Origin of the sequence: Paenibacillus sp., from assembly GCF_035645195.1 — a bacterium.
Classification (GTDB): Bacteria; Bacillota; Bacilli; order Paenibacillales; family YIM-B00363; genus Paenibacillus_AE.
Map to the genome: position 1 here is coordinate 69,825 of NZ_DASQNA010000045.1, position 23,577 is coordinate 93,401.

At 60.8% G+C, this 23,577-nt stretch carries 18 protein-coding genes; 15 read left to right on the plus strand and 3 right to left on the minus strand.

The genetic code is table 11. The annotated features are described in order from the left end of the window. Positions 1 to 9: 9 nt before the first annotated feature. The 13 genes from VE009_RS25020 (at position 10) to VE009_RS25080 (ending at position 13,920) form a co-directional block, all read left to right on the plus strand. Positions 10 to 2,295 carry a DUF5696 domain-containing protein gene (locus VE009_RS25020; protein ID WP_325012495.1) on the plus strand — a complete coding sequence of 762 codons (2,286 nt, stop codon included), beginning with the start codon at positions 10 to 12 and terminating at the stop codon, positions 2,293 to 2,295. Continuing rightward, positions 2,292 to 3,173 carry a sugar ABC transporter permease gene (locus VE009_RS25025; RefSeq protein ID WP_325012497.1) on the plus strand — a complete coding sequence of 294 codons (882 nt, stop codon included), beginning with the start codon at positions 2,292 to 2,294 and terminating at the stop codon, positions 3,171 to 3,173. Before VE009_RS25020 ends, VE009_RS25025 begins: the two co-directional genes overlap by 4 nt. 11 nt (positions 3,174 to 3,184) lie before the next feature. After that, complete coding sequence (locus tag VE009_RS25030) at positions 3,185 to 4,180, plus strand: carbohydrate ABC transporter permease (protein WP_325012500.1); 996 nt, start codon at positions 3,185 to 3,187, stop codon at positions 4,178 to 4,180. Between the two features lie 130 nt (positions 4,181 to 4,310). After that, a complete protein-coding gene (locus VE009_RS25035; RefSeq protein WP_325012502.1) occupies positions 4,311 to 5,753 on the plus strand; it encodes an ABC transporter substrate-binding protein in 1,443 nt (480 codons plus the stop codon). A gap of 87 nt (positions 5,754 to 5,840) precedes the next feature. Next, positions 5,841 to 6,842, plus strand: a complete 1,002-nt coding sequence (locus tag VE009_RS25040; protein WP_325012504.1) for a Gfo/Idh/MocA family oxidoreductase — start codon at positions 5,841 to 5,843, stop codon at positions 6,840 to 6,842. A gap of 53 nt (positions 6,843 to 6,895) precedes the next feature. Next, entirely contained in the window at positions 6,896 to 7,789 is an 894-nt protein-coding gene (locus VE009_RS25045; protein WP_325012506.1) for a phytanoyl-CoA dioxygenase family protein, read from the plus strand. 66 nt (positions 7,790 to 7,855) lie between these two features. Continuing rightward, positions 7,856 to 8,926 carry a LacI family DNA-binding transcriptional regulator gene (locus VE009_RS25050; RefSeq protein ID WP_325012508.1) on the plus strand — a complete coding sequence of 357 codons (1,071 nt, stop codon included), beginning with the start codon at positions 7,856 to 7,858 and terminating at the stop codon, positions 8,924 to 8,926. Then, positions 8,923 to 10,029 (plus strand): Gfo/Idh/MocA family oxidoreductase, encoded by a 1,107-nt coding sequence (locus tag VE009_RS25055; protein WP_325012510.1) that lies wholly within the window; start codon positions 8,923 to 8,925, stop codon positions 10,027 to 10,029. Before VE009_RS25050 ends, VE009_RS25055 begins: the two co-directional genes overlap by 4 nt. Beyond that, positions 10,026 to 10,241 (plus strand): hypothetical protein, encoded by a 216-nt coding sequence (locus VE009_RS25060; protein WP_325012512.1) that lies wholly within the window; start codon positions 10,026 to 10,028, stop codon positions 10,239 to 10,241. Before VE009_RS25055 ends, VE009_RS25060 begins: the two co-directional genes overlap by 4 nt. Next, complete coding sequence (locus VE009_RS25065) at positions 10,238 to 11,221, plus strand: alcohol dehydrogenase catalytic domain-containing protein (RefSeq protein WP_325012514.1); 984 nt, start codon at positions 10,238 to 10,240, stop codon at positions 11,219 to 11,221. Before VE009_RS25060 ends, VE009_RS25065 begins: the two co-directional genes overlap by 4 nt. Before the next feature lie 87 nt (positions 11,222 to 11,308). After that, positions 11,309 to 12,148, plus strand: a complete 840-nt coding sequence (locus tag VE009_RS25070) for a sugar phosphate isomerase/epimerase family protein (RefSeq protein WP_325012516.1) — start codon at positions 11,309 to 11,311, stop codon at positions 12,146 to 12,148. A gap of 32 nt (positions 12,149 to 12,180) precedes the next feature. Next, the gene (locus tag VE009_RS25075; RefSeq protein WP_325012518.1) at positions 12,181 to 13,170 is read left to right on the plus strand and encodes a zinc-dependent alcohol dehydrogenase; all 990 of its coding nucleotides are present in this window, start codon (positions 12,181 to 12,183) and stop codon (positions 13,168 to 13,170) included. A gap of 171 nt (positions 13,171 to 13,341) precedes the next feature. Continuing rightward, positions 13,342 to 13,920, plus strand: coding sequence for a hypothetical protein (locus VE009_RS25080; protein WP_325012520.1), 579 nt, complete (start codon positions 13,342 to 13,344; stop codon positions 13,918 to 13,920). Positions 13,921 to 14,023: 103 nt separating this feature from the next. Here VE009_RS25080 and VE009_RS25085 read toward each other — a convergent pair whose 3' ends face one another. Together VE009_RS25085 and VE009_RS25090 are read right to left on the minus strand one after the other, a co-directional pair. Then, positions 14,024 to 14,395: a cytochrome-c oxidase gene (locus VE009_RS25085; protein ID WP_325012522.1), complete on the minus strand. Its 372-nt coding sequence runs from the start codon at positions 14,393 to 14,395 to the stop codon at positions 14,024 to 14,026. A 14-nt stretch (positions 14,396 to 14,409) separates the two neighbouring features. Further along, the gene (locus VE009_RS25090; protein ID WP_325012524.1) at positions 14,410 to 14,967 is read right to left on the minus strand and encodes a cupin domain-containing protein; all 558 of its coding nucleotides are present in this window, start codon (positions 14,965 to 14,967) and stop codon (positions 14,410 to 14,412) included. A gap of 115 nt (positions 14,968 to 15,082) precedes the next feature. Between VE009_RS25090 and VE009_RS25095 the strand changes: the two genes are divergently transcribed. Together VE009_RS25095 and VE009_RS25100 are read left to right on the plus strand one after the other, a co-directional pair. After that, on the plus strand, positions 15,083 to 17,107 hold the full coding sequence (locus tag VE009_RS25095) for a LuxR family transcriptional regulator (protein ID WP_325012526.1): 2,025 nt from the start codon (positions 15,083 to 15,085) through the stop codon (positions 17,105 to 17,107). Positions 17,108 to 17,261: 154 nt separating this feature from the next. After that, a complete protein-coding gene (locus VE009_RS25100) occupies positions 17,262 to 22,460 on the plus strand; it encodes a phosphodiester glycosidase family protein (RefSeq protein WP_325012528.1) in 5,199 nt (1,732 codons plus the stop codon). A gap of 63 nt (positions 22,461 to 22,523) precedes the next feature. On the opposite strand, the gene VE009_RS25105 is transcribed toward VE009_RS25100, so the two are convergent. Continuing rightward, a complete protein-coding gene (locus VE009_RS25105) occupies positions 22,524 to 23,411 on the minus strand; it encodes a LysM peptidoglycan-binding domain-containing protein (RefSeq protein WP_325012530.1) in 888 nt (295 codons plus the stop codon). Positions 23,412 to 23,577: the final 166 nt, after the last annotated feature.

Genomic DNA, 23,577 nt, shown 5'->3' on the forward strand with positions numbered 1-23,577 from the left:
GGGGCCGTGATGAAGACGAAGCTGCTGACCGCGCTGAGAACCCATTACCGGAAAATCGCGGGGTATACCCTCACGGCCGCGCTGACGGGCGCCTTCATCGCCGTCATCAGCGTGCCTCCCGCCGAGCCGACCGCGCCGGTCGAGGCCGCGGCCGCGGAGGCGAAGCCGGAGCTGGAGCTGGACCGATTCGACGCGCCGGATTTGGCGCTCGAGAACGGACGATTCCGGCTGCGATTCGACGGAAGGTACGGCAGCGTGCACGTGACGGACAAAACGACGGGCCGAACGTGGGACAGCGTGCCCGCGCTTGAGCAAACGGTGCCGCCGAACAATCAGCGGTACATCCGTTCTCCCGTGCACGTTCGGTACACCCAGGGCAAGGGAAATACCCAAACGTACCCGTTCAAAGAGCAGGGCGAGCTCAAGGCGGAGCTGTCCGAGGACGGGGAGCGCATCGTCGCGACGCTGACGCTGCCTTCGCTGGGCATCGGGTTCGACCTCGAGTACCGGCTCACCGACGACGGGCTGACGGTGACGATCCCGTATGACTCCGTGCGGGACGGCGTCGACAAGAAGCTCGTCTCGATCGAGGTGATGCCGTTCTTCGAGGCGGCGGCCGATACCGAACGAGGCGCGATCGTCGTACCGGACGGCTCCGGCGCGCTCATTCCTTTCCGGGAGGAGCATCCGCCGTACTTCGAAATCTACAGCGAGTTTATTTACGGCGGGGACCACGCGTTCCGGAAGAACGTGTACCAGAAGGTAACGCAGAACGAGCGGGAGCTGCTGAGCTACGGGCCGAGGGAGATGGCGGCGCTGCCCGTGTACGGCCTTTATAAGGAAGGGGAAAAGGCGTTCCTCGCCGTCGTGCAGGACGGCGACGCCGACGCGAAAATCAACGCGACGCCGTCGGGGCTGCGCAATATCGCGATGTACCGGACCAGCGCGGAATTCATTTACCGAAACGACGACGTCGTGTTTCTCGGCAGCTCCGGGGAAATACCGCTGACGCTGAGCGACATGATCCCCGGCGACCGGTCGATCCGGTACATTCTGCTGCAGGACGACGAGGCGCATTACGTCGGCATGGCCGCGGCGTACCGTCAATATTTAATCGACGCGAAGGGCGTGCGGCCGGTCGAAGACCAAGCGCCGGCGTACCAGCTGCGGCTGTTCGGCGGCGTGCTGCAGGACGAAATTTTGGGGCGGACGTACATCGGTATGACGACGTTCGCGCAGGCGAAAGCGATCGTCGAGAAGCTGCTCGAACGAGGCGTCCGTTCGATCGAATTGACGTACGAGGGGTGGAATGACGGCGGCCAGTTCGGCCATCAGCCCGCGCATCTGCCCGCCGATCGCCGGCTCGGCGGGTCCAAGGGGCTGAAGGCGCTGACGTCGTACGCGAAGGCGAACGGCATCGGTGTGTACTTGAAGACGAACTACGTGAAGCCGTTCCGCAAAAGCGGTGCGCTGAAACAATCCGCCGACGCCATCCGGGGACTGAACAAGGAAGTGCTGAAGGTGTATAAGCCGTACGTCACGACGCGCCAAGCCTCCTACGAGCTGTACTACTTGCTGAAAGCGGACCGCGTGCTCGACCGGTACGTCGAGCGGGAGGCGCCCGCGTTCGCGGAACTTGGGGCGTCGGGGGTTCAGCTCGGCCTTATGGGCAGCATGCTGTATTCCGATCCGGGATCGAAACGGCCGACGTACCGGGAAACGACGATGGACGCGTGGGTGCGTGCGATGGACGCCGCGCGGGCGGCGACCGGAAAGGCGGCGGTCGACTACGGCTTCGGGTATGCGTTGGGACACGTCGACCGGATCGACGACATTCCGATCGATTCGAGCCACTTCCTGTTCGAGGAGCGGTCGATCCCGTTCTACCAAATCGCGATCCGCGGCCTCGTCCCGTACACCGCGAAGCCGTCGAACCTGCGGGACGACCCGCGGACCGAGTTTCTGCGGGCGATCGAATACGGTGCGTTTCCCAGCTTCCTGCTGACGCATGAAGACCCGGTGAAGCTGAAACGGACGATGGTCGACGATTTGTTCAGCTCCCGCTTCGACCTGTGGGCGGAGCCGTCGATCGAGGAATACCGTCGGGTGCTTGAAGCGCTCGGGAAGGTGGAGGGGGAGCCGATCGCAGACCACGAGCAGCTTCGGCCCGGCGTCTTCCGGACGACGTACGGCAACGGCGTAGAGGTGATCGTGAACTATAACGGGGCGCCGGCGGAAGCGGGAGGCGTGTCCGTTCCGGCGTACGGTTTTGCGGTGAAGGAGGGATCCGCGTGAGGAAAACCACGAAGCTGTCGATGCGCGCGCGGCACGTGCTGGAAGGATACTCCTTCATCTCCCTGTGGGTTGTCGGATTTTTGCTCTTCTTGGCGGTTCCGTTCGGCCAATCGCTCTATTATTCGTTCAATCAAATGCAGCTCACCAATCAAGGGCTGGTCGCGACGTACAACGGCATCCAGTATTACCGGGAGGCGTTCACGCTCGACGTCGAGTTCGTACCGAAGCTGCTGTCGACGGTGACGACGATGGTCGTGCACGTCCCGCTCATCATCGTGTTCGCCATGTTCAGCGCTCTGCTGCTGAACCGGCCGTTCCGAGGGCGGATGGCGTTTCGGTCCATCTTCTTCCTGCCGGTCATCATCGCCTCGGGCACGGTGCTGCAGAAACTGCTCGACCAGGGGGCGGCGACGCTTCCGATTTTCGTGCAGTACGATTTGGCCCGTATCCTGAGCCAATACGTGCCGGGAGAGGTGCTGCTGCCGCTTCTGCGCATGGCGGATTCGCTTACGCTCGTCATGTGGGACTCGGGCGTGCAAATTTTGATCTTCCTCGCGGGACTGCAGTCGATCTCGCCCTCGTTGTACGAGGCGGCCAAGTGCGACGGGGCGACGCCGTGGGAGAGCTTTTGGAAAATTACGTTTCCGATGATCACGCCGATGATTCTGGTCAACATTTTGTTCAGCATCGTCAATTCGTTCACGAAGGTGAACAACGCCGTCATGGAATACATTCACGCCGTGGCGTTCAAAGAGAACAACTACGGGTACGGCGCCGCCTTGGGCTGGATTTACTTCGCCATCATTTTCGCGGTTATTTTGCTCGTGATGCTGTTGTTTCGGCGGATGGAAAATCCGTACATTCGGGAAGGCAGGTGAACCGTATGTCAGTGGAGCGAGTACGAACCGACGCGGCGCCCATGGAGGATACGCTGGAGCGGATCGGAGCGAAAACAAGCGTCTTCTTGCGGTCGAAAACGGCGCGCCGCGCCCGCGAAGCCGCCGGGCTGACGCTGCACTATACCGTGCTGCTTAGTTTATCGTTCGTTTTCATTTACCCGATGCTGTACATCGTCAGCCAGTCGTTCATGCAGGTCGAGGACATTACGGACGCCACCGTGCAGTGGATTCCGAAGACGCTTTCTTTCGAGCATTACCGGTTCGCCTTCCACAAAATGGAGTATTGGCACAGCTTCGGCAACAGCGCGACGGCCGCGCTGCTCGCGGCGGCCGCGCAAATCTTCAGCTGCTCCATCGTCGGGTACGGTTTCGCCCGCTACCGGTTCCCGGGTCATTCGCTCCTGCTTGCGCTCGTGCTGTTCGCGTTCCTCGTGCCGCCGCAGACGATCGTCATTCCGCTGTTCATTTTCTTCGGGGAGCTCAACTGGCTGAACACGTCGCTGCCGATCGTCGTGCCGGGGCTGTTCGGCCAAGGGCTGCGCGGCGCGCTGTTCGTGCTCATCTTCATGCAGTTTTTCCGCGGCCTGCCTCACCAGCTGGAGGAAGCGGCCCGCATCGACGGCGCCGGCGCGTATCGCACGTTTTTCCAAATTATGCTGCCGCTCGCGGGTCCCGCGCTGCTCGTCGTATTCCTGTTCTCCACCGTCTGGCATTGGAACGACGTCTTCGAGCCGAACTTGTACTACATGGTGCAGCAGCATTTCAATTTGCCGCAGCAGCTGGCGATTTTGGACACGGAAGGCGTGTTCCGCGTCCAGCAGGCCAAGATGCTGTCCGGCGGCCGGACGCTCGGCTCCGTGCCGACCAACTTCAACCGGAATATGGCTGGGGCGCTGATTACGATCTTGCCGCTGATCCTGCTTTACGGATTCGCGCAGCGTTACTTCATCGAAAGCGTCGAGCGGACCGGCATCGCGGGCGAATGACGAAGCCGAACCGCCGAACCGTCAAACCGCTGGAAGGAGCGTGATGCCTATCGACGCGTGAATCGTTGCCGGCGCAGGATTTTTCAAGGGAACACCAACCTAAAAATCCATAAAAAGGTGGTTGTCGAATATGAGAAAACGGTTTTCGGCATCTTGGATCGCGCTGCTTGCGTTCGCGATGTTGGTCGCTGCTTGCAACGGCGGCGGAGGGGGCGCGGTCGAACCGACGGAACCGGCGGATGCGGGAAAGCCCGCGGAGCAAACGGCGGAGCAGCCCGCGGGGGGAGGGTCCGGCGAAGGCAAAACCGAACCGGCGGCTGGAGGATCCGGCGGGGCGCTCGACCATAACACGTTCACGCCGGCGCTGCCGACGGACACGAAAGGCAAGCTCACCTTGTGGGCCGCGTGGCCGCTGGACTCTTGGATCGGGTTCATGAATTCGGTGTACCCGAACGTGGAGGTAGAGCTCGTCGTCATGGACGAAATCGAAGGCAAGCTGAAGACGGCGCTCGCCGCCGGATCCGGCGCGCCCGACATCGCGTTCTTGGACGGCGGGTTGATGGGCAATTACAACACGATCGACGGTTTCGAGGATTTGCTGCAGCCTCCTTATAACGCCGGCATTTACGAGGGATTTTTCCCTCCTTCCGTATGGCAGCGCTTCATGTCGCTGGACGGCAAGAAGCTGATCTCCATCGCGACGGATACCGCTCCCGCCGTTACGTTTTACCGCGCGGACATCATGGAAGAGAACGGGTACCCGACGGATCCGCTGGAGCTCGGACAATATATCGCGGATCCGGATAACTTCATCGCCATGGCGAAAACGCTGCAGGCGCAGGACAAATATTTGATCCAATGGGACACGGAGCCGCTGACGATTTACACGTTCGGCATCGGATTTTTCAACCGTCAGCTGGAATGGCAGCGCAACACCGACCAATTTGTCAAAGGGTTTGATCTCGCCAAACGGTTCCGGCAGGAAAAATTGGCGTCGAACATCGATTTCTGGTCGGACGAAGGGACGCAGGCGCTCGCGTCCGGCAAGACGGCGATGACGTTCCTCGGCAACTGGGGCGTGGAGGAAATTCGCAACAAAGCTCCGGAAACCGAAGGCGCATGGCGCGCGACGAACCTTCCGTTCGGCGCGTACGGCGGATGGGGCGGCGCGTCGCTCGGCATTACGACTCAGAGCCAAAACAAGGAGCTCGCATGGGAGTTTATCCGCTTGATTCTTTTGAACAACGTGTTTGCGAACAAAGAGAATATTCAGTACGGCGGCACGCCGGCGTTCTTGCCCGCCTATGAACTGCTTCAAGAGGTGGAGACGCCGAACGCGTTCCTCGGCGGCCAGAAGACCGGAACGATGTATATGGATCTCATTCAAAAAATTCCGGAGTCGATCTCCACGCCGCTCGACGGGAAAGCGCAGGAAATTTGGGACAAAGGCATACAAGAGGCGCTCGAGAAAAATATCGACTCCAAAACGGCGCTGCAAAACATACAAGACGAGGTGGAACGCGTGTTGGGGCCGGACATCGAAGCGCTGAAGAAGCAAATCGGAGCCCAGTAATAGGTTGATCCGTACGTCGAACATTCGCATCCCAGCCGGACCCGCCCTGCTCGGGGCGGTTCCGGCCGATTCCAAGGGGGGACTGCCATGCTGAATTGGGGCGTGCTCGGCTGCGCGGCGATCGCCGAGCAGCATGTGATCCGCGCCATCGGGCAATCGGCGAACGGAAGGGTGCTCGCCGTCGCCAGCCGCGACGCCGAGCGGGCGAGGGCGGCTGCCGAACGGCACGGCGTGCCGCGCCATTACGGCAGCTACGAGGCGCTGCTCCGCGATCCTGACGTCGACGCGGTATACATTCCGCTGCCGAACCATCTGCACTGCGAATGGACGATCCGCGCGGCGTTTGCCGGGAAACACGTGCTGTGCGAGAAGCCGTTCGCGATGAACGCGGACGAAGCGGCGAGGATGGCGCAGGCGTGCCGGGACGCGAACGTGACGCTGGCGGAGGCGTTCATGTACCGTCACCACCCGCGGTATGCCCGCGCGCGGGAGCTGATCGCCGCGGGGGCGATCGGCGACGTTCGCGGCGTCGCGGCTTGGTTCACGTTCGACCTGTCCGGCCGAGGCGACGACATCCGGTTCCGCCCCGAGCTGGGCGGCGGGTCGGTGTACGACAACGGCTGCTACGCCGTGAGCGGAGCGAGGCTTGCGCTCGGCGCGGAGCCCGAAGCGGTCACGGCGCACGCGTACCGGTCCGAGCGGCACGGCGGCGTCGATATGATGAACGCGGCGCTGTTGGAGTTTCCAGGCGGCGTCGGCGCCACGCTGCAGTTCGGCATGTGGTGCGACGGGCGCAATGAAATCCAGGTGCTCGGGAGCCGGGGGAGCATCGTCATTCCAGAAGCGTTCTACTACGACCCGCCGGCGGCGCTCCGCTTGATCGTGCGCAGCGAGGGGCGGACGGCGGAGGAAACGTTCGCGCCGGCGGACCATTACGTCCTGCAGGTCGAATCGTTCGCGGACAGCGTGCTGGGAGGCGCCGCTCCCGCGTTCGGCCCTCGCGACGCCGTCGCGAATATGCGCGTCTTGGATGCGATACGGGCGTCTTCCCGCAGCCGCGCGCGGATCTCGCTTCTTGGGAGCGACTAACGAGGCCCCGCGAGGCCTGGCGGGATAGGGAATAGGAAAGGGGAAGGGAACGGATGCCGCTCAACGAATTAAGCGAAGCTCAAGTCGAGCAGTTCATGGAGAAGGGCTGGGTAAAGCTGGAGCAGGCGTATTCGGTCGAAGCCGCGCTGGCGGCTAAGGCGTACGTGTGGAGCCAAGTCGAAAAGCGGGGCGTCCGCCGGGACGACCCGTCGACGTGGACGCAGCCGATCTTGCGGATGAACGAAAATTACGACACGCCGGAGTTTCGCGCCTGCCAGACCGAACGGCTGCGCGGCGCGATTGAGGATTTGATCGGCGCCGGGCAGTGGGCGTTCCGGGACCGTCCGATCTATTGGGGCTGGTGGCCGGTCAATTTCCATCTGGGGGCCGACAAGCCGTGGGACGTGCCGACCGAGGCGTGGCATATCGACGGCATTCACCATCCTCAATATATCGACAGTCCGGAACAGGGGCTGCTGCTGCTCTGCCTGTTTTCCGACATTCGGGAGCGGGGCGGGGGCACGCTCGTCGTAGAAGGGTCGCACCGCATCGTCGCCCGCATTCTCCGCGACCATCCCGAAGGGCTCGCCGTGAAGGACGTGAACGAGCTCGCGAAGCGGCACCCGTACTTGGCGGAGCTGACGGGGCGCGCTCCGCTACCGGACGGGGCGTCGCGCATCGAACGGTTCATGAACCGGGACACCGTCGACGAAACGGGCGTCCGGCTGCGCGTCGTCGAGACGACGGGCGGCCCGGGCGACGTCATTATCGGGCATCCGTTTTTGTTCCACGCCGCGTCCCAGAACCATTCGGGGATCCCGCGGTTTATGTGCAACAATCAAGCGCCGCTGAAAGAGAAAATCAAGCTGCGTCGGCAAGCCGGCGATACGCATACGCCGCTCGAGCGGTCGATTCTTCGGGCGATCGGAGCGGAACCGGCCGGCTGACGCGGAACGGAGCGAAACGGCGCCATGACGGCGATGGATGCTGACGGGAAAAGGCAGGTGGGTGCAATGAAGATTACGATCAAGGAAGTGGCGAAGGAAGCGGGCGTGTCCATCGCGACCGTCTCCCGCGTGCTGAACGGCAAGGACGGCATCAAACCGGCCACGAAGGATCGAGTGGAGAAGGCGATCATGAAGTACAACTTCTCACCGGATCAGATCGCTCGGTCCATGATCGTAAAGGAGTCCAAAACCATAGGCTTGCTGGTCCCGCAGCTGTCCAACGAATATTGGGCCACTTTGGCGGAGGTCGTCGAGGAAGCGCTGTGGATGCAAGGATACACGCTGCTGCTGTGCACGTCGTCGACGCGCGAGGACAGCCTTCAGAAGGAGAAAGCGGCGATCCACTCGTTCATCCAGAGGAAGGTCGACGGCATTATTTACAGCACCTCCAGCGGCCTCAACGCATCGTTCCAAGCGTTCACCGAACAAATCAAGCAGTACGGCCTGCCGATCATCGCCTTCGACCAAAAAATCCAGGGCATGAGTCAAATCTACGGAGATCATCTGCAGGGGGCGATGGATGCGGTCAAACATCTCATCCAGCTCGGGCATCGGGACATCGCGTATATCGGCGGGCCGCTCGTCAGCCCCGAACGGGAGCTCGGATACCGGAACGCGCATACGATCCACGGCCTTGCCGTCGACGAGGAGCTGATTATAAGGGGCGAGCCGTCCTTCCAGTTCGGCAGCCGCGCCGTCCGCCGGCTGCTCGCGGCGGGGAAACGGTTCACCGGGCTGTTCTGCGGCAACGATCTCATCGCGCTCGGCGCCCTTCAGGCGCTCGAAGCGGAAGGATGGCGCGTCCCGGAGGACGTCGCGGTCGTCGGCTACGACGACATCCATATGGCCGGTTTGGCGAGGCCCGCGCTTACGACGGTGCGCCAGCCGGTCGAGGAGATGGGGCGGACGATCGTCGAGCGATTGTTGCAAGCCATCGAAACCGGCAACGCCCCGCAGCAGAATTGCCATCTTGTGTTTCCTATGACGCTCGTCGTCCGGGACAGCTGCGGGGCGCGAGCCCTTCATTCCCAACCGGTTGCGGATGATCCTATCGACAAAAGGAGAGACGATCCATGAGCAAAGTGAAGGTCGGCATCATCGGATTAGGTGAAGTCGCGCAAATCATTCATCTTCCGATCCTGCAGGCATTAAGCGACCGGTACGAGATCGCCGCCCTGTGCGACATTTCGCCGTCGCTCGTCGCTTGGGCGGGCGAACGCTTCGGCGTATCGAACTTGTATACGGACGCGCATGAACTCGTCCGGCAGGAAGACTTGGATGCGGTATTCGTCCTTAACAGCGACGAGTACCACGCGGAGCACGCGATCGCGGCGCTTCGGGCGGGCAAGCACGTCTTGATCGAGAAGCCGATGACGCTGACCGTCTCGGACGCGGATGCGCTGATCGCGGCGCGGGATGCGGCGGGCGTGCACGTCATGGTCGGCTACATGCGCCGGTACGCCCCTGCGTTCGCGAAAGCGTGCGAGGAGCTGGCGTCGCTCGGGCCGATTCAATACGCGAGAATTCGAGATATTATCGGACAGAACGCGATGATTATCGAGCAGTCGAGCGTCGTCCAGCGCTTTGCGGATATTCCGCAGGAGGCCGTCGACGACCGGCGGGCGCGCGCGAAGCGGATGGTCGACGAGGCGGTCGGCGACGCGCCGCAGCCGATCCGCAACTCGTACCGGCTGCTCGCCGGCTTGAACAGCCACGATTTGTCCGCCATGCGCGAGCTGCTCGGCATGCCGAAGCGCGTCGTATCCGCCTCGCATTGGAACGACGGCTATTATATTGCCGCCACGTTCGAATTCGACGGGTACTGCGCGACGTTCGAAACCGGCGTCGACTTCCAGCGGCGGTTCGACGCGCACATCGAAGTGTTCGGCAAATCGAAGCAGATGCGCCTCCAGTACGATACGCCGTATATCCGTCATTTGCCGACGACGCTGCGCATCGCCGAGACGATCGGAGACGCCTACGAGGAATCCGTTCACCGTCCGACGTTCAAAGATCCGTACACCGTCGAGCTGGAGCGGTTTTACGAGGTCGTCGCCCAAGGCGCCGCGCCGAAAACGACTCCGGAGGATTACAAGCAGGATCTGGCGTTGTTTCGAATGATTTGCGACGCGCTGCTCCGCAACTATACTTCCGTGCCGCAAGAAGGGGAACGAGGATGAACAACAGCGCGAGAGGAGCGGCGCAAGCGCGGGGCGCCAAGGTGTTCGGCGCCGTCGGCATCGCGTTAACGCCGAAGGAGCAGGACGAAGGGGCGGTCGTCTCCGAATTTTCCAGCACGAGCCGGGACGAATGCGACATCTTCACCGAACCGCGCATCGCCCGAATTCCGGTGTACAAGGAAGACGAAACGAAGGGGGACAGACGCCTATGACTATGATGGCCAGCGTGATCGCGGGACCGAGAAGAAGCGAGCTGGAAACGGTGCCGATTCCGTCGATCGGGGACGAGGACGTGCTCATTCGCGTGACAGCCTGCGGCGTCTGCGCGTCGGAGCTGCACCCGTGGATGGAAGGCGCCGGCTGGCTCGAAGCGTCGGGTCGGCGGCCGATTTTCGGCCACGAGCCTGTAGGCGTCGTCGAGAAGGTCGGGTCGCTCGTGTCCGGTTTTCGTGCGGGGGATCGCGTTACCGGCCTCATCCAGCACGCTTTCGCGCAGTACGCCAAAGCGAATTACCGCGCTATTATTAAGGTGCCGGATGGGCTGGACGACCTCGAAGCGCTCGGCGAGCCGCTCTCCTGCTTGATGAGCGGCGCGGATCGGACGCCGGTCGGTCTAGGGCAAGACGTCGCGGTCGTCGGCGCCGGCTTCATGGGCCTCGGCTTTCTCCAGCTGATGCGGCTGAAAGGCGCGGGGCGCCTCATCGCCGTCGACGTCCGGGAGGAAAGTTTGGAGGCCGCCCGCCGGTTCGGCGCGAACGAGACGTACGTCCCGCAAGCCGTGCCGGCGGATTACAAAGTGACCGCTTGGAGTCATATGGAACAAGGCATACGGGGCGTCGACGTCGCCGTGGAGGCGACCGGCGCGCAAGGCGGGCTGCAGCTGGCCGGGGAGATGGCGGCGGTGCACGGCGTGCTGTCCGTCGTCGGATACCATCAAGGCCACGGCGGGCTGCGCAGCGTCAATATGGAGCTTTGGAATTGGAAAGCCATTACGGTCGTCAATGCGCACGAACGCCGGAGAGAAGTGCACATGAAGCAGATGGAGGCGGGGCTCCGGCTGATCGAAAGGAAGCAGTTCGCGATGAGAGAGCTGGTGACGCACGTCTTCACGCTCGAAGAGGTTGATCAGGCGTATGAAGCGATCGTGGAGAAGCCGCCCGGGTTTATTAAATCCGTAATCCGTATCGACTAAATCCGGTTGTGCCGCGGAACGATGTTGAGTAATGACATTAAACATTTATGAGATGAAACATTAATGTCGAAAGTGAAGTGATCGCATATGATTCCTGCGTTGAATCCGGTAACCGTCGGCGGCTGGTCGATTCCGTTCCTCGAATTTTTGGACGCGGCTTCCGGCGCCGGCTTCCCGGCGGTCGATTACTCGATCGGTCCGTTCGCGGAGACGGCGCGCGTCCGTTCCCCGGAAGCGGCCGCCGAGCTGCTGGCGGAACGGAAATTGACCCTTGGCTCGTTCGGTCTTCCGGTCGAGTTCCGCAAGGACGAGGACACGTTCGCTTCGGATTTGCGAAAGCTGCCCGAGCTCGCGCGGCTCGCGAAGCGGCTGGGCGCGGACCGCTGCTGCACGTGGCTGTGGCCCGCCACCGACGATCCCGTCGCGGAGCATACGTCCCGGTTCATCCGCCGGCTCCGCGCCTGCGCGTCCGTCCTGGACGACTGCGGCCTCCGGTTCGGCATCGAATGGGTCGGCACCAAAACGCTGCGGACGATGAAGCACGACTTCATCCATACGCTGCCGGGGGTGCTGGAGCTGATCGGCGCGATCGACCGCCTGAACGTGGGCGTGCTGTTCGACAGCTTCCATTGGTTCACGTCCGGCGGCACCCGCGAAGATATTCTTGCCTTGCGTCCGGAGCAGATCGTGCTCGTACACATTAACGACGCGCCGGATCAGCCGATAGACGAGCAGATCGACGATCGGCGGCTGCTTCCGGGAGAAGGCATCATCGATTTGGACGGCATGCTGAGCGCGCTGCGGAGCATCGGGTACGACAGCTTCGTGTCCGCCGAGGTGTTCAGCGATACGCTTCCACGACTGGGCGCCGCGGAAGCCGCCAGACGAACGAAGGCGTCGCTCGACCGGGTGCTGGCCGTCGGCTGATAGCGAGGGGTAACGCGGAGGAGGAGATCGATATGATGAAGGCGGCCGCCATCGTCGGCGAACGGCAAGCCGGTTTGCTCGCAAAGCCCGTGCCGAAGCCCGTCGGGGACGAAGTGCTCGTGAAGGTGATAATCGCTCCGATGTGCACGGAGTACAAGGCGTTCTTGGCCGGCGCGCCGCAGTCGTGCCTCGGGCACGAAGCGGTCGGCGTCGTGGAGGAGTCGGCGTCGCTCGCGTTCCGGCCGGGCGACCGTGTGATCGCGATGCCGTTGTCCGGATGCGGCGCTTGCGACCTGTGCCTCGCCGGCGATTATATCCATTGTTTGTCTAACCCGATGCAGGATGCGGCGATGGCGCAGTACGTGCTGAAGCCGTCGCACGCGCTGCGCCGCATACCCGACGGCATGAGCTTCGAGCGGGCCGGTCTCGCCTGCTGCGGGCTCGGCGCGTCGTTCGGCGCGATGCAGAAGCTGGGCGTCGGTCCGTTCGACGTCGTGCTCGTCGCCGGCCTCGGCCCCGTCGGGCTCGGCGCCGTCGTCAATGCCGCGTTCCGCGGCGCGCGTATCGTCGCCGTTGAGTCGAACCCGTACCGGGCCGATCTCGCCCGTCGCATGGGCGTCGAAGCCGTCGTCGATCCGCGGGACCCGAACGCGCTGCGGCTCGTGCTGGACGCCTCCGGCGGAGGCGGCCCGACATGCGCGGTCGACTGCTCCGGCGTCCCTGCCGCGCACCGACTCTGCATCGACGCCGTGCGCCGGAAGGGCAAGGTCGCATTCGTAGGCGAATGCCATACGGAGACGCCCATCGTAGTCAGCCGGGATCTTATTCGTAAGGGCATCATCCTCGTCGGCTCCTGGCATTACAACTTGAACGACTTGCCGCTGCTGCTTCAGGTCATCGAACGTTCGCCGATCGTCGAGCAGATGGTGACGCACTTGTTCCCGATGAGCGACATCCAGAGGGCGCTGGAGACGGCCGTCTCGCAGCAATCCGGGAAGATCATGCTTAAGCCTTGGGAGTAAGAGATTCGTACGAATATGAGCAAGGCCGCGCCGCCGCGGCGCCGCCTCGGTCCCAAGGGACCGAGGCGGTTTGCATTTCGATTCCCCGCAAATCCTCCGTAGAAAACTCGTCAAAACTTCAATCTTGCCTTGTAACATAGGGGAGAGAACAACGACGGAGGGATCGGATTCGTGTTTAAGAACAAAGAGTATGTCCGTTTTTTCGAAAAAGCAGGCATTTCCCTAGCCGCGGCGGTGCCGGCCGGGTTGCTGACGGGGATCCTGCTGCGAATCGATATGGCGCTGATCGCCATCGCCTATCCCAAGTTGGCGACAGGCTTTCATTGGACCAGTACGCTATTCATTATCTTAGGGCCCGGGTTGGGAGCGACGTTGACGAACGCCGTCATCTTCTCGCTTCTGCGCCGCTGGCTTCCCGTAAATCGACGCTCCCTGGTAACCGTCTACGCAATGTTTACGCTGCTCGCATACGGGGGGCCGCTTCTCCTGTCTAACCCCGGGGGCGAACTGTTCGGACCCCAGGCTGTCTTAGGCGTTCCGCTGTTCGCGCTCACCTACGCGGCCAATGGTGCGATGCTGGCTTGGTTCGCCGACCTCTTGAAGGATTGGGTGCAAGCCGACCCGACGAGGCGGACACGATTCGCTTATATGAGTTGTATCTTGTTTTCTGTTCCCGCGCTGGCGATGTTAGGCGGGATCGTCTTTGAAATGATTACTGAAACGATCCCGGAAATACGCAGGAATTGGTAAGATACAACGACGGTTTGTAGAATTGTGCTTGCTATATAAGGCATCCCGCCGCTTGCGACGGGATGTTTTCTTTTCGCCCATTGAAGGTTTTTCATTCGACTAGCTACATCCCCCGAGGAACGTACCGAAGCACATTGATAAAGAACAGCAGCACGCCGACGGTGACGGCAGTTGCCCCGAGAGGGACGGCTGCATATAAAGCCATAATGCCTTTCATGGCACCGACCAAACCGATGGTCATGATCGGCACGCCGAGGATATGAAGCCAATAATGAACTCTTCCAAGCTTATTCCCGGCCGCGGCAGGGAATAGGTGGTAAACGATGCCGCATACCGCCAACGACAACCAACCGAGCAAATTCAGGTGTGCGTGTGCGCTTACGATGGAATGATCGTCGCCCATCGACATATACATCCCCATGAGAACGCCTATAACGAAATAAAATGCCGCAATTTTGATCATTCTGACTGCCATGAATAGCCCTCCATTTAACAATATTTATTTTTCAATCGTGCTTCGGTTCCGCACCATTTCGCGATACGGTATAAACTTGCGGATATGATGCGCTGAAGAGTCAAAGGAATGCCGGGAACATAACTTTCTCCTATATAAAAAAGGACCGCTGTTTCTAGCAGACTCTTAGGGATCCCGTTCTTCGGATTCACCCGGCCCTCCCTTGCCAAACCATAAGCAATGCGAAGGGTCGATTCGAATTGGCGTGCTGGTCTAATTTCAACAAGAAATGTAATCGGGGTCGGCCCTGGATTGTAAAACCGGTGGATGCTTCCGCGCAGTGCGGTAATTTTCTCTCCCGGTTGCAACATATAGGAACTACCGTCGCAATCCACATGAAGCGTTCCTTCCACGGCTTTGAAATGTTCATCAAAATCCGTGTGAAGATGAAGACCATTCCCCCCTCCGGCCTTTAACCGTACCTCGACAAGCTCGTATTCGCCGCGGGATTCCTCCGCCGTGACGAGAAACGTCACTTCATCGCCGATCAGCGGATTCGATATCGTCCGACCGGCTTCCTCCACAGTGTTCATATTTATCCTCTCCTTTGCTTCAAGAGTATCGTGTCGATGAGGGCGGGGGAACTATACGAAGGTAGAAGAGTAAAGTATACTTCTTCCTGATGAAGGAAAAGGTGGGGAGCAAACTGTGAACAGGCTTCGTAACGAGTTGGACCGTTTGGAAGAGCGATATTTCGTCGGAAGGGAACAGGAGCTCTCGAAGTTTGCCGATTTCATGCGGGAAGATGCGACCGATATTAGAATAATAAATATTTACGGTACGGCCGGGATGGGGAAAAGCACGCTGCTAGACCGCTTTCGACGCATAGCCATCGAAACGGGAAACGTATTTATTCTGGCGGATAGCAGGGACTTCCAGCATTCGCCGGGCGGTTTCGCACGTTTCCTAGTTCAATGGTTTGAGGAAAAGCAACACCGCGAGGCAGAGGACGATTCCAGCGAGGAACGGTTATTGCAAAAAGCTGTCGGACTGCTGAACGGAGCGGCTCAGGAGAAACAGATTGTTTTAGCGTTCGATACGTTCGAGGAAATGGGCGATATGGAGTACTGGATCCGGGAAGCTTTATTCCCTATGTTGGATGCCAGGGTCAAATGTATTATCGCCGGAAGGCATTCGCTTAAGGGCGCTTGGGTATCGTCTCACTCTTGGAGACAGATTATTTATCGGATGCCGCTTGGGCAGCTTCGGCCGGAAGCAGTGAAACAATATTTGCAGAAGCAGGGCTTTGACGAAGAGGAGGTCATGGAGAAGCTCGTGCATCGAACCATCGGCCATCCGCTAACGTTATCTTTGGCGGCATATTATTACAAATCCGGCATCGGCGGGAAGAAACTGGATATCGTCGACGAATCCGAATTAACCGGGACGCTGGCCGAATTTTGGTTCAAGGAGGTGCCGGAGTCGCTCCGTGGAGCAATAGAAGCGGCATCGATTCTACGAAGCTTCAATTATGATACTTTGACGTTTATGTTAGACCAACCGCTGGAACGTTCGGCGTTCGACCAACTTGTAAATTTATCGTTCGTTCGACTCACGAGCCGAGGCTGGATGTTTCACGATCTGATGAGGGATACCGTCATCCGGCAGCTTCGGCTGCAATCGCCCATGCGGTATAAACAGCTTCAAGGGAAAGCCATTCGGTACTATTTCCGCAATATCATCGGCTCCGCACGCAGAGATGAGATGGGACTCGATATGTCGGAGCTCTTCTTTTATCTTGGAGACGCGATGGTTCGGGCATTCATGCGAAATGCGGAGCCCGAGACGTATAAAATCGAGCCGCTCGATGAAAACAATATCGCCGAAGCGGAAATATACCTCGAGTGGAGGCGTGCGACGGCAAAGGCGTTGAAGCTTACGCTGCTTGACCCGGATTCCGGGGAGGAAGTTGATTTTTCGATTTCCAAAGAAGGAGATTTATCGGGAATTCAGCGCGTCGACTTCCAAGAGCTCTTGCAGTTGGACAGGGACATTGTGAAGCTCTTCCGATCTGACGATGGGAAAATTGCGGGCTTCTCGGCATACATTCCAATCCACTCGGGAACGTTGGACTACTTGCTGGCGAAGCCGTATTCCCGCGCGTACTTTCGCTCTTTGTCGGAGGAGCAGCTGGAAGCGATGCGGGTACCGAAGCCGGAGGCAGTCGGCTGGTTTATTCGCTCGGTCGACATGCGGGTACCGCACGATCCGCAAGCTATTTTCAATGGCTTCCAGGCGCTGTTCAGACTCGCGCTCAAAGGCGGGTTGATCGTGGCCTCTCCGCCTCCGCAGCAGGTATATCAAGGCGCCCATATCGGCTTGGGGTACGATATTGTCCCTAACGTTTACCATTGCGATTACGACGACCGGACGCCGACGCCGACCTTCGTTCTCGATACTCGCGGTGCACGTCTAGAAGGCTATTTAAGGAAACTCATAGGCAGGTTGGCGCTGGAAGAGCCTCCGATGTCTTTATCTTCAACCAAGCTTCAGCTCCTTTCCGCAAGAGAACGCGAAGTCGTCCAGCTCGTTGCCGAAGGGCTGAGAAATGCGGAAATCGGGGATCGGTTATTCGTAAGTGAAATTACGATCAAAAAGCACCTTACCTCCATCTATCAGAAGCTGCAGATCAAAAATAGGGCCGAGTTAGTCAAAACATTATTAGAGCGATAAGCTTAACGTTCCCGCGACACGACCACCTGCCGCGGGAACGTTAATTTTTTGTAAGGTAGTTCTTTTGGGAGTGTTCTCCAATCGAACGCCTTTTTTATAATGTCATAGAATGGCTAGGCAAATTGATAGATTCGATGGGAGGGAATTGATTTACATGAGAAGAAGGGCAAGACGAGCGATTCAGGCGTGGTTGGCGTTCGCCGTGCTGTTCGCCGCATTGCTGCCGTATGGCGCAGTGCAAGCGTCGATTACAGAGCTGCCGGACACGACGTTCGGCACGGTCATCGATGTGCGGCGAACGGAGCTGGCCCCCGGGGCGACGTACACGTGGTACGATATGCACATTCCGCGAGGCTCGCAGAAGGCGCATTTCGTAGAGTTCGATCCGAAAGCGGATCATCTGGAGCTTCGCGCGGGCACGAAAGGCGGCAAAGTGTACGGGATGCAGGGGGTCACCGAGATGGCCGCTCATCTGGACGCCCCCGGCAGCCGCGTGATCGCCGGGATCAACGGCGATTTCTACGATTTAACGGGCTTCGCGACCGGGGTGCCGAACGGTCTGTTCATGGACGAAGGCCGCATCCTGAACAGCTCGATTTCGAGCTTCGCTTTCGGCTTGAAGGCGGACGGAACGTCCATCTACGGGACGCCGTCGTTGACGCGGACGGTGACGATCGACGGGCGAACGACGCCGCTCACGTCGATTAACCGCTACCGAGACACGAATCACTTCGTGCTGTACACGACGGACTACAGCACGTCGACGCGGACGAGCGACCTTGGGGACGAGGTCGTGCTCGACATCGTGTCCGGCGAAGTAAAGAGCGGACAGACGATGACGCTGCGCGTCGCCGAGGTAAGGAAGGACGCCGGGAACTCGCCGCTGAACGAGGGGCAGGTCGTCCTGTCCGCCTCCGGTACGGCGAGAGATGCGATTGCGGGGCTGGAAGTCGGCGACGAATTGACGGCGAGCTTCCAGTTGAGCGGCGAGTGGGCGGACGTAGAGCTCGCGATCGGGGGGCAAGGACCGCTGGTGAAGGACGGGGTCGTGCAATCGGGCGTCGGTCCCGGAGGCGTGCATCCCCGAACGGCGATCGGCACGAAGGCGGACGGCTCGATCGTGCTGTTCGAGATCGACGGCCGCGCGCCGAAATTCAGCGAAGGCGTCGAAACGGAAGAGCTCGCGAAAATCCTGAAGGACATCGGCGTCGTGAACGCCATGAACCTTGACGGCGGCGGGTCGTCCACCTTCGCGGCGAAGTTGCCCGGCACGTCGGCCGTGAAGATGCTGAACCGCGGATCGGACGGCGGCGAACGGAAGACGGGCAACGGGCTGCTGCTCGTGAATACGGCGCCCGAGCTCGGCGTGCCGGCGAAGCTGGTCGTTCAGCCGAACGCGGAGCGCGTGCTGAAGGGATCGTCGTTCGCGTTCCAAGCGGCGGCGGTCGATGCGAACGGACATCCGGCGCCTTACGCCGGGGAGACGACGTGGAGCGCGGATCCGGCGATCGGCTCGTTCGCGGCCGGCGGCACGTTCGTCGCGAGCGGCGCCGGCGCCGGGACGATCCGCGCCGCGGCGAACGGAGGCGAGCTGCAGGGCGTCGGGGAGGTCGAGGTCGTCGAGACGTTGACCGCGCTCCGATTCCCGGACGCGGCGAGGACGTTCGCGCCCGGCCAAACGGCGCAGCTCGCCGTCACCGCGCTGCGGAACGGGCAAGTCGTCCGCGCGAGCAACGACAGCTTCGAGTGGCGCGTCGAAGGCGAGATCGGCGCGATCGACTCGAACGGCGTGTTCACGGCGTCGAACGGCAACGGTTTGTCCGGCAAAATTTACGTCCGGCACGGAGAGATCGAAACGTCGATGGACGTCGCCGTCGGCATTCCGCCGGCGATACTGGAAGATTTCGAGCTGGGCATCGGCAAATACGTCGCGGGCGGCGCCGCATACAACACCGTTCGCATCTCGGAGGTGACGGACCCGGATTACGTCCGTTTCGGCAGCCGCGCGGTGAAGCTGGAATACGACTTCACCGGCAAGACGGGGACGTCGGGCGCGTACTTGCAAGCTTCGTCCGTTGCGAACCGCATTGCCATTCCGGGATACCCTCTCAAGCTCAGCATGTGGGTATACGGCGACGGGAAGAAGCATTGGCTACGCGCACAGATGCGGGACGGCAACAACGCGGCCGTGCCGCTCGACTTCACGAATCAGACGGTCGGAGTCGATTGGATCGGCTGGAAGTACCTCGAAGTGAACGTACCGCAAGGGCGAGCGCTGCCGCTCAGCTTGGACATGCCGGTACGATATATGGAAACGAACAACGCAAAGAAAGACGCCGGGGCGATCTACATCGACAACATCCGCGCGCTGTACGGGCCGGTGACGGAGGACCGGGACCCGCCGATCATCAAAAACATGTATCCGGCAGAAAACGCGACGGTGACCGACGCGGCGCCGACGATTCGGGTGAACGCCGAAGACGCGGGATATGACCCGTCTACGTCTCCGGGAACGACGCTGATCGACCCGGAGAAGATCCGCGTATACGTCGACGACGCGCTCGTGCCGCACGGCTTGTATCCGCCGGAAGGTCTAATTACGTATAAACCGACCGTTCCGTTGACGGAAGGCCGCCATAAGGTGAAGGTCGCCGTCCGCGACCTCAGCGAAAACCAAACGATTCGCGAATGGTATTTCAACGTTAACCTGGGCTCGCCGCAGCTGCTGTATTCGACGCCGGACGTCGTCTACGCGGGCGGAACCTACACGCTGGATTTGAGAGCGACGAAGACGCACCTGTTGCGCGGCGGCCATATCGAGTTCCGCTTCGATCCGGCGAAGGTGGACAATCTAGAGGTCGTACGCGGCGCCAAGCTGTCGGCTGAGCAGCTGACGTCCGTCGTCGATTCGGCATCGGGCGTCGTGCGCATCGAGCTTGCGAACGTTAACGGCGCAGGATTGACCGAAGCGGACGTCATCGCCAGCGTTCGCTATACGGTGAAGCCCGGGGCGGTCGGACCGATCGGGCTGGAGAGCGTGGACGAAGACGTCTCGGCGACGAACACGATTACGTTCGTGTCCGGCTCGGTATGGCGGACGGACCGAGACGCCCCGACGCCGTTCGTCGACGTATCGCCGACCTCTACGGTGCGCGCAGAGCTGAAGCTGCGGTGGAACCATGCCGCGATCGGGCTCGGGTACCCCGCCGCTTTCGCCATCGAACGGAATGGGGAGCGCCTCGAGGGCGCGAAGCTTCTCGTCGACGGCGTCGAAGTACCGGGTGCGGTAAGCGACGCCTCCGGCACGCTCGTAACGACGGCGGCGACGCTCGAAGCGAAGACGTACACGGTCCAGGCGGCGCACGGAACCGCGTACAGTCCGGTCATGACGCTGAAGGTCGCGCCGCCGGTCGGCACGGCGACGCCGAAAAATATAAGCGTCACGATGGGCGACGATCCCGCGACATCGCGGCGGCTGACATGGCACACGCATCCGGATACGACCGGCACGGTCGTCGAGTGGGTGAAAGCGGACGCGTTCGCCGGCTTCGAAGCGCCGAACGTCGCGCGCACGGAAGGGACGAGCGACATTTACAACACGAACAACGACGGCACGTACCGCGTGCACAAAGCGGCGTTGACGGGGCTCGAGCCGGATACGGTTTATATGTACCGCGTCGGTGACGGCTTAGGAAATACGAGCGAGGCCGGGACGTTCCGGACGTCGGCTGCCGCTGGCGATTCGCTGAAATTCCTGTTTTTCGGCGATTCCCAAGCGGCGACCCTCGACGGGTTCCAGCGGTGGGGCGACGTCTTGAGCGCGGCGACGGCCGCGGAGCCGGACGCGGAACTGTTAATCCATGCAGGCGATATGGTCGACCACGGCCACGAGCAGGAACAGTGGAACATGTGGTTCGCCGTCGCGCAGCAGCAGCTTATGAACCATACGCTCGTACCGCTCGTCGGCAACCACGAAGTGACGGGGACGAACGGAACGGGAGACTACCTCGCTCATTTCAACAACCCGCTGAACGGGGCGCCGAGCGCGAAAGGGACGAACTTCTCGTTCGATATCGAAAACACGCACTTCGTCGTGATGAACACGGAACTGTCGCTCGAGTCGTTCGAGGAACAGGCGGCTTGGTTGGACCAAGACTTGCAGGCGTCCGATCAACCGTGGACCGTCGTCTTGTTCCACCAAGGTCCGTACGGCAGCATGTACGCCAACACAAGGGTACAGCAGCTGTGGGTGCCGCTGTTCGACAAGCACGGCGTCGATCTGGTGATGAACGGGCACGACCACATTTATTTGCGAACATACCCGATGAAAGGCGGGGCACCCGTCGCCGAGGGCGAAGGGACGCGGTACGTCATCGGCGGTTCGAGCGGTCCGAAGTTCTACGCGTGGACGCCGAAGCCTTGGCAGGAGAAGGTATACGCCGAGGAAAAGCAAATTTATACGGTCGTGGAGATCGATGGCGGTAAGCTGACCGTTGTCGCTCGGCTTCCGAACGGCGAGGAAGTAGATCGGTTCGATATGGTCAAAATGCCTCCGCCGAAAAGCGTAACGATTCACGCGCCGGCAGCGGAGCTTGCGGTCGGCGAGCAAATGCAGCTGCAGGCGTCGGTGCTGCCCGAAGGGGCGGCCCAAGAGGTGCTGTGGGACATCGTCGCGCAGTCGCCGGAAGGCGCCGCAACCATCGATGCGCAGGGACTTGTCACCGCGTGGAAGCCGGGCGCCGTCACCGTTCGCGCGACGTCGGCAGCGAACCCGTCCGTTTACGCGGAAACAACGCTGACGGTGCCCGATGCCATTGCCTCGATCGCGTTCGCGGGCGCCGGGGAGCTGAAGGTCGGTCAGCAGGACGCGACCGTGACCGAGGCGGTCTACCTCTCGGGCGCGAGGTTCGTCGTCGCGGAGGGCGTGACGTACGCCAGCTCGAACCCGGACGCCGCGGACATCGACAGCAGCGGCGTCGTTACGGCGAAAGCCGTCGGCACGACGGTGCTGACTGCCGTCTACGGCGAGATGTCCGCATCTTACACGCTGACCGTGCTGCGGGAGGACCCGGCACGCATTAAGATCGTGGCGCCTGCCGCCTTGCAGACGGGCTATGAACAGCGGCTCGTCGTGAAGGCCCACTATGCGGACGGGACGGAAGCGATGCTGAACGAGGAGCTTAGCTTCGCAAGCAGCGATCCGTCCGTCGCCGCGGTATCCGCCGACGGCGTCGTTACGGCGCTGCGCGAGGGGGAAGTCGTCATTACGGCCGCGTACCGCACGTTCGTCGACGAGTTGAGGCTGAAGGTGCACGAGACACCGAGCGCCGGGAAGAAACCGGATAAACAGTAAACGACCGATTTGCAGAAGGATCGCCGCGAAAAAGCAGCGGTCCTTCTTGCGTTGCGATCATCTTTAGATTAACAAAATATCGTTAAAGCCGGCGCGAGGCAGATAACCGACTTGCCCGGTCGCCGACACCTGAACTTGGTCGTAGATTTGAAGACCGCCTCGCGGTCCTTCTTCGTTCGTCGCGCTCGGAATATTCCATCGCAGCGATATCACGTGGGCGCCTTCCGGGAGCGGCACGGCGGAAGACTGTAGATTCGGTTCGGCGTATAAGGTTTGATCCGCGATCGAGACGTGCAGCCGCTTGGAGAACCGCTGCACCGCCGACAGCCTTCGCAGGCCGAGACGGGCGAGCCTTGCGACGTCGGCGTCGGGGTCGTTCGCCGCCGCCTCCAAAGCCGCGCGCGCCGCGAACCCGGCGCCGATGCGCCCAAGGCTCATGACGGCGTAATAGCGCACCGTCCGGCAGGAATTCCTCAGCAGGCGGACGAGGTACGGAACCGCCGTTTCCCCGAGCGTTTCCCATTGGAACGAGCCGATATAATAGATGCCGTGCTCTTGCAAAGACGACAGCTGGCATGCGGACTCCTCGGCGGTCGTCTCCCACGAGCGAAGCAGCTCCGCGGGGTTCGGCTGCGGAAATCCTACGATGATTTCGTTGCCGACATAAATAAGATTGGGGTCGGCGATCCGGTTTGCCGCCGCCAGACTGGACACCGTCTGCCCGAACTTGGGAGCTAAACAGGACAGCGTGTCTCCGTACTGAATGACGTAAGAGGGAAACCCGCCCGCTCTCGGGTATTCGATGCCCGGGTCCGGAATCAATAAAGGTTGGCCGACGAAGATGAGGTTGGGGTTGCAGATGATATTAGCCTCTAAAATCGTCGACACCGTTGTGCCGAAGCGGGCCGCGATGCCCGACAAATGATCGCCGCGCCTTACAACGTACAGCATTCGCATTCTCCTCTCTTGCCTATATCGTATTCAGCCCAGCAGGAGAAGTTCGAGGCGGGAGGTTACGAAAATTTACAATGGTCGACCCATAATTTACTATATTAAATATAGCGTCGAGCCATAGAGTGCGCGGCTGCGATTACTAGAACCATTAACTTCTAAGAGG

Excerpts from the sequence above, each read along its gene's own strand:
- VE009_RS25105 (WP_325012530.1), bottom strand. The coding sequence starts at position 23,411 with ATGCTGTACGTTGTAAGGCGCGGCGATCATTTGTCGGGCATCGCGGCC.
- VE009_RS25045 (WP_325012506.1), top strand. The coding sequence starts at position 6,896 with ATGCCGCTCAACGAATTAAGCGAAGCTCAAGTCGAGCAGTTCATGGAG.
- VE009_RS25050 (WP_325012508.1), top strand. The coding sequence starts at position 7,856 with ATGAAGATTACGATCAAGGAAGTGGCGAAGGAAGCGGGCGTGTCCATC.
- VE009_RS25085 (WP_325012522.1), bottom strand. The coding sequence starts at position 14,395 with ATGGCAGTCAGAATGATCAAAATTGCGGCATTTTATTTCGTTATAGGC.
- VE009_RS25040 (WP_325012504.1), top strand. The coding sequence starts at position 5,841 with ATGCTGAATTGGGGCGTGCTCGGCTGCGCGGCGATCGCCGAGCAGCAT.
- VE009_RS25075 (WP_325012518.1), top strand. The coding sequence starts at position 12,181 with ATGATGAAGGCGGCCGCCATCGTCGGCGAACGGCAAGCCGGTTTGCTC.
- VE009_RS25070 (WP_325012516.1), top strand. The coding sequence starts at position 11,309 with ATGATTCCTGCGTTGAATCCGGTAACCGTCGGCGGCTGGTCGATTCCG.
- VE009_RS25060 (WP_325012512.1), top strand. The coding sequence starts at position 10,026 with ATGAACAACAGCGCGAGAGGAGCGGCGCAAGCGCGGGGCGCCAAGGTG.
- VE009_RS25035 (WP_325012502.1), top strand. The coding sequence starts at position 4,311 with ATGAGAAAACGGTTTTCGGCATCTTGGATCGCGCTGCTTGCGTTCGCG.
- VE009_RS25065 (WP_325012514.1), top strand. The coding sequence starts at position 10,238 with ATGACTATGATGGCCAGCGTGATCGCGGGACCGAGAAGAAGCGAGCTG.
- VE009_RS25100 (WP_325012528.1), top strand. The coding sequence starts at position 17,262 with ATGAGAAGAAGGGCAAGACGAGCGATTCAGGCGTGGTTGGCGTTCGCC.
- VE009_RS25020 (WP_325012495.1), top strand. The coding sequence starts at position 10 with ATGAAGACGAAGCTGCTGACCGCGCTGAGAACCCATTACCGGAAAATC.
- VE009_RS25090 (WP_325012524.1), bottom strand. The coding sequence starts at position 14,967 with ATGAACACTGTGGAGGAAGCCGGTCGGACGATATCGAATCCGCTGATC.
- VE009_RS25055 (WP_325012510.1), top strand. The coding sequence starts at position 8,923 with ATGAGCAAAGTGAAGGTCGGCATCATCGGATTAGGTGAAGTCGCGCAA.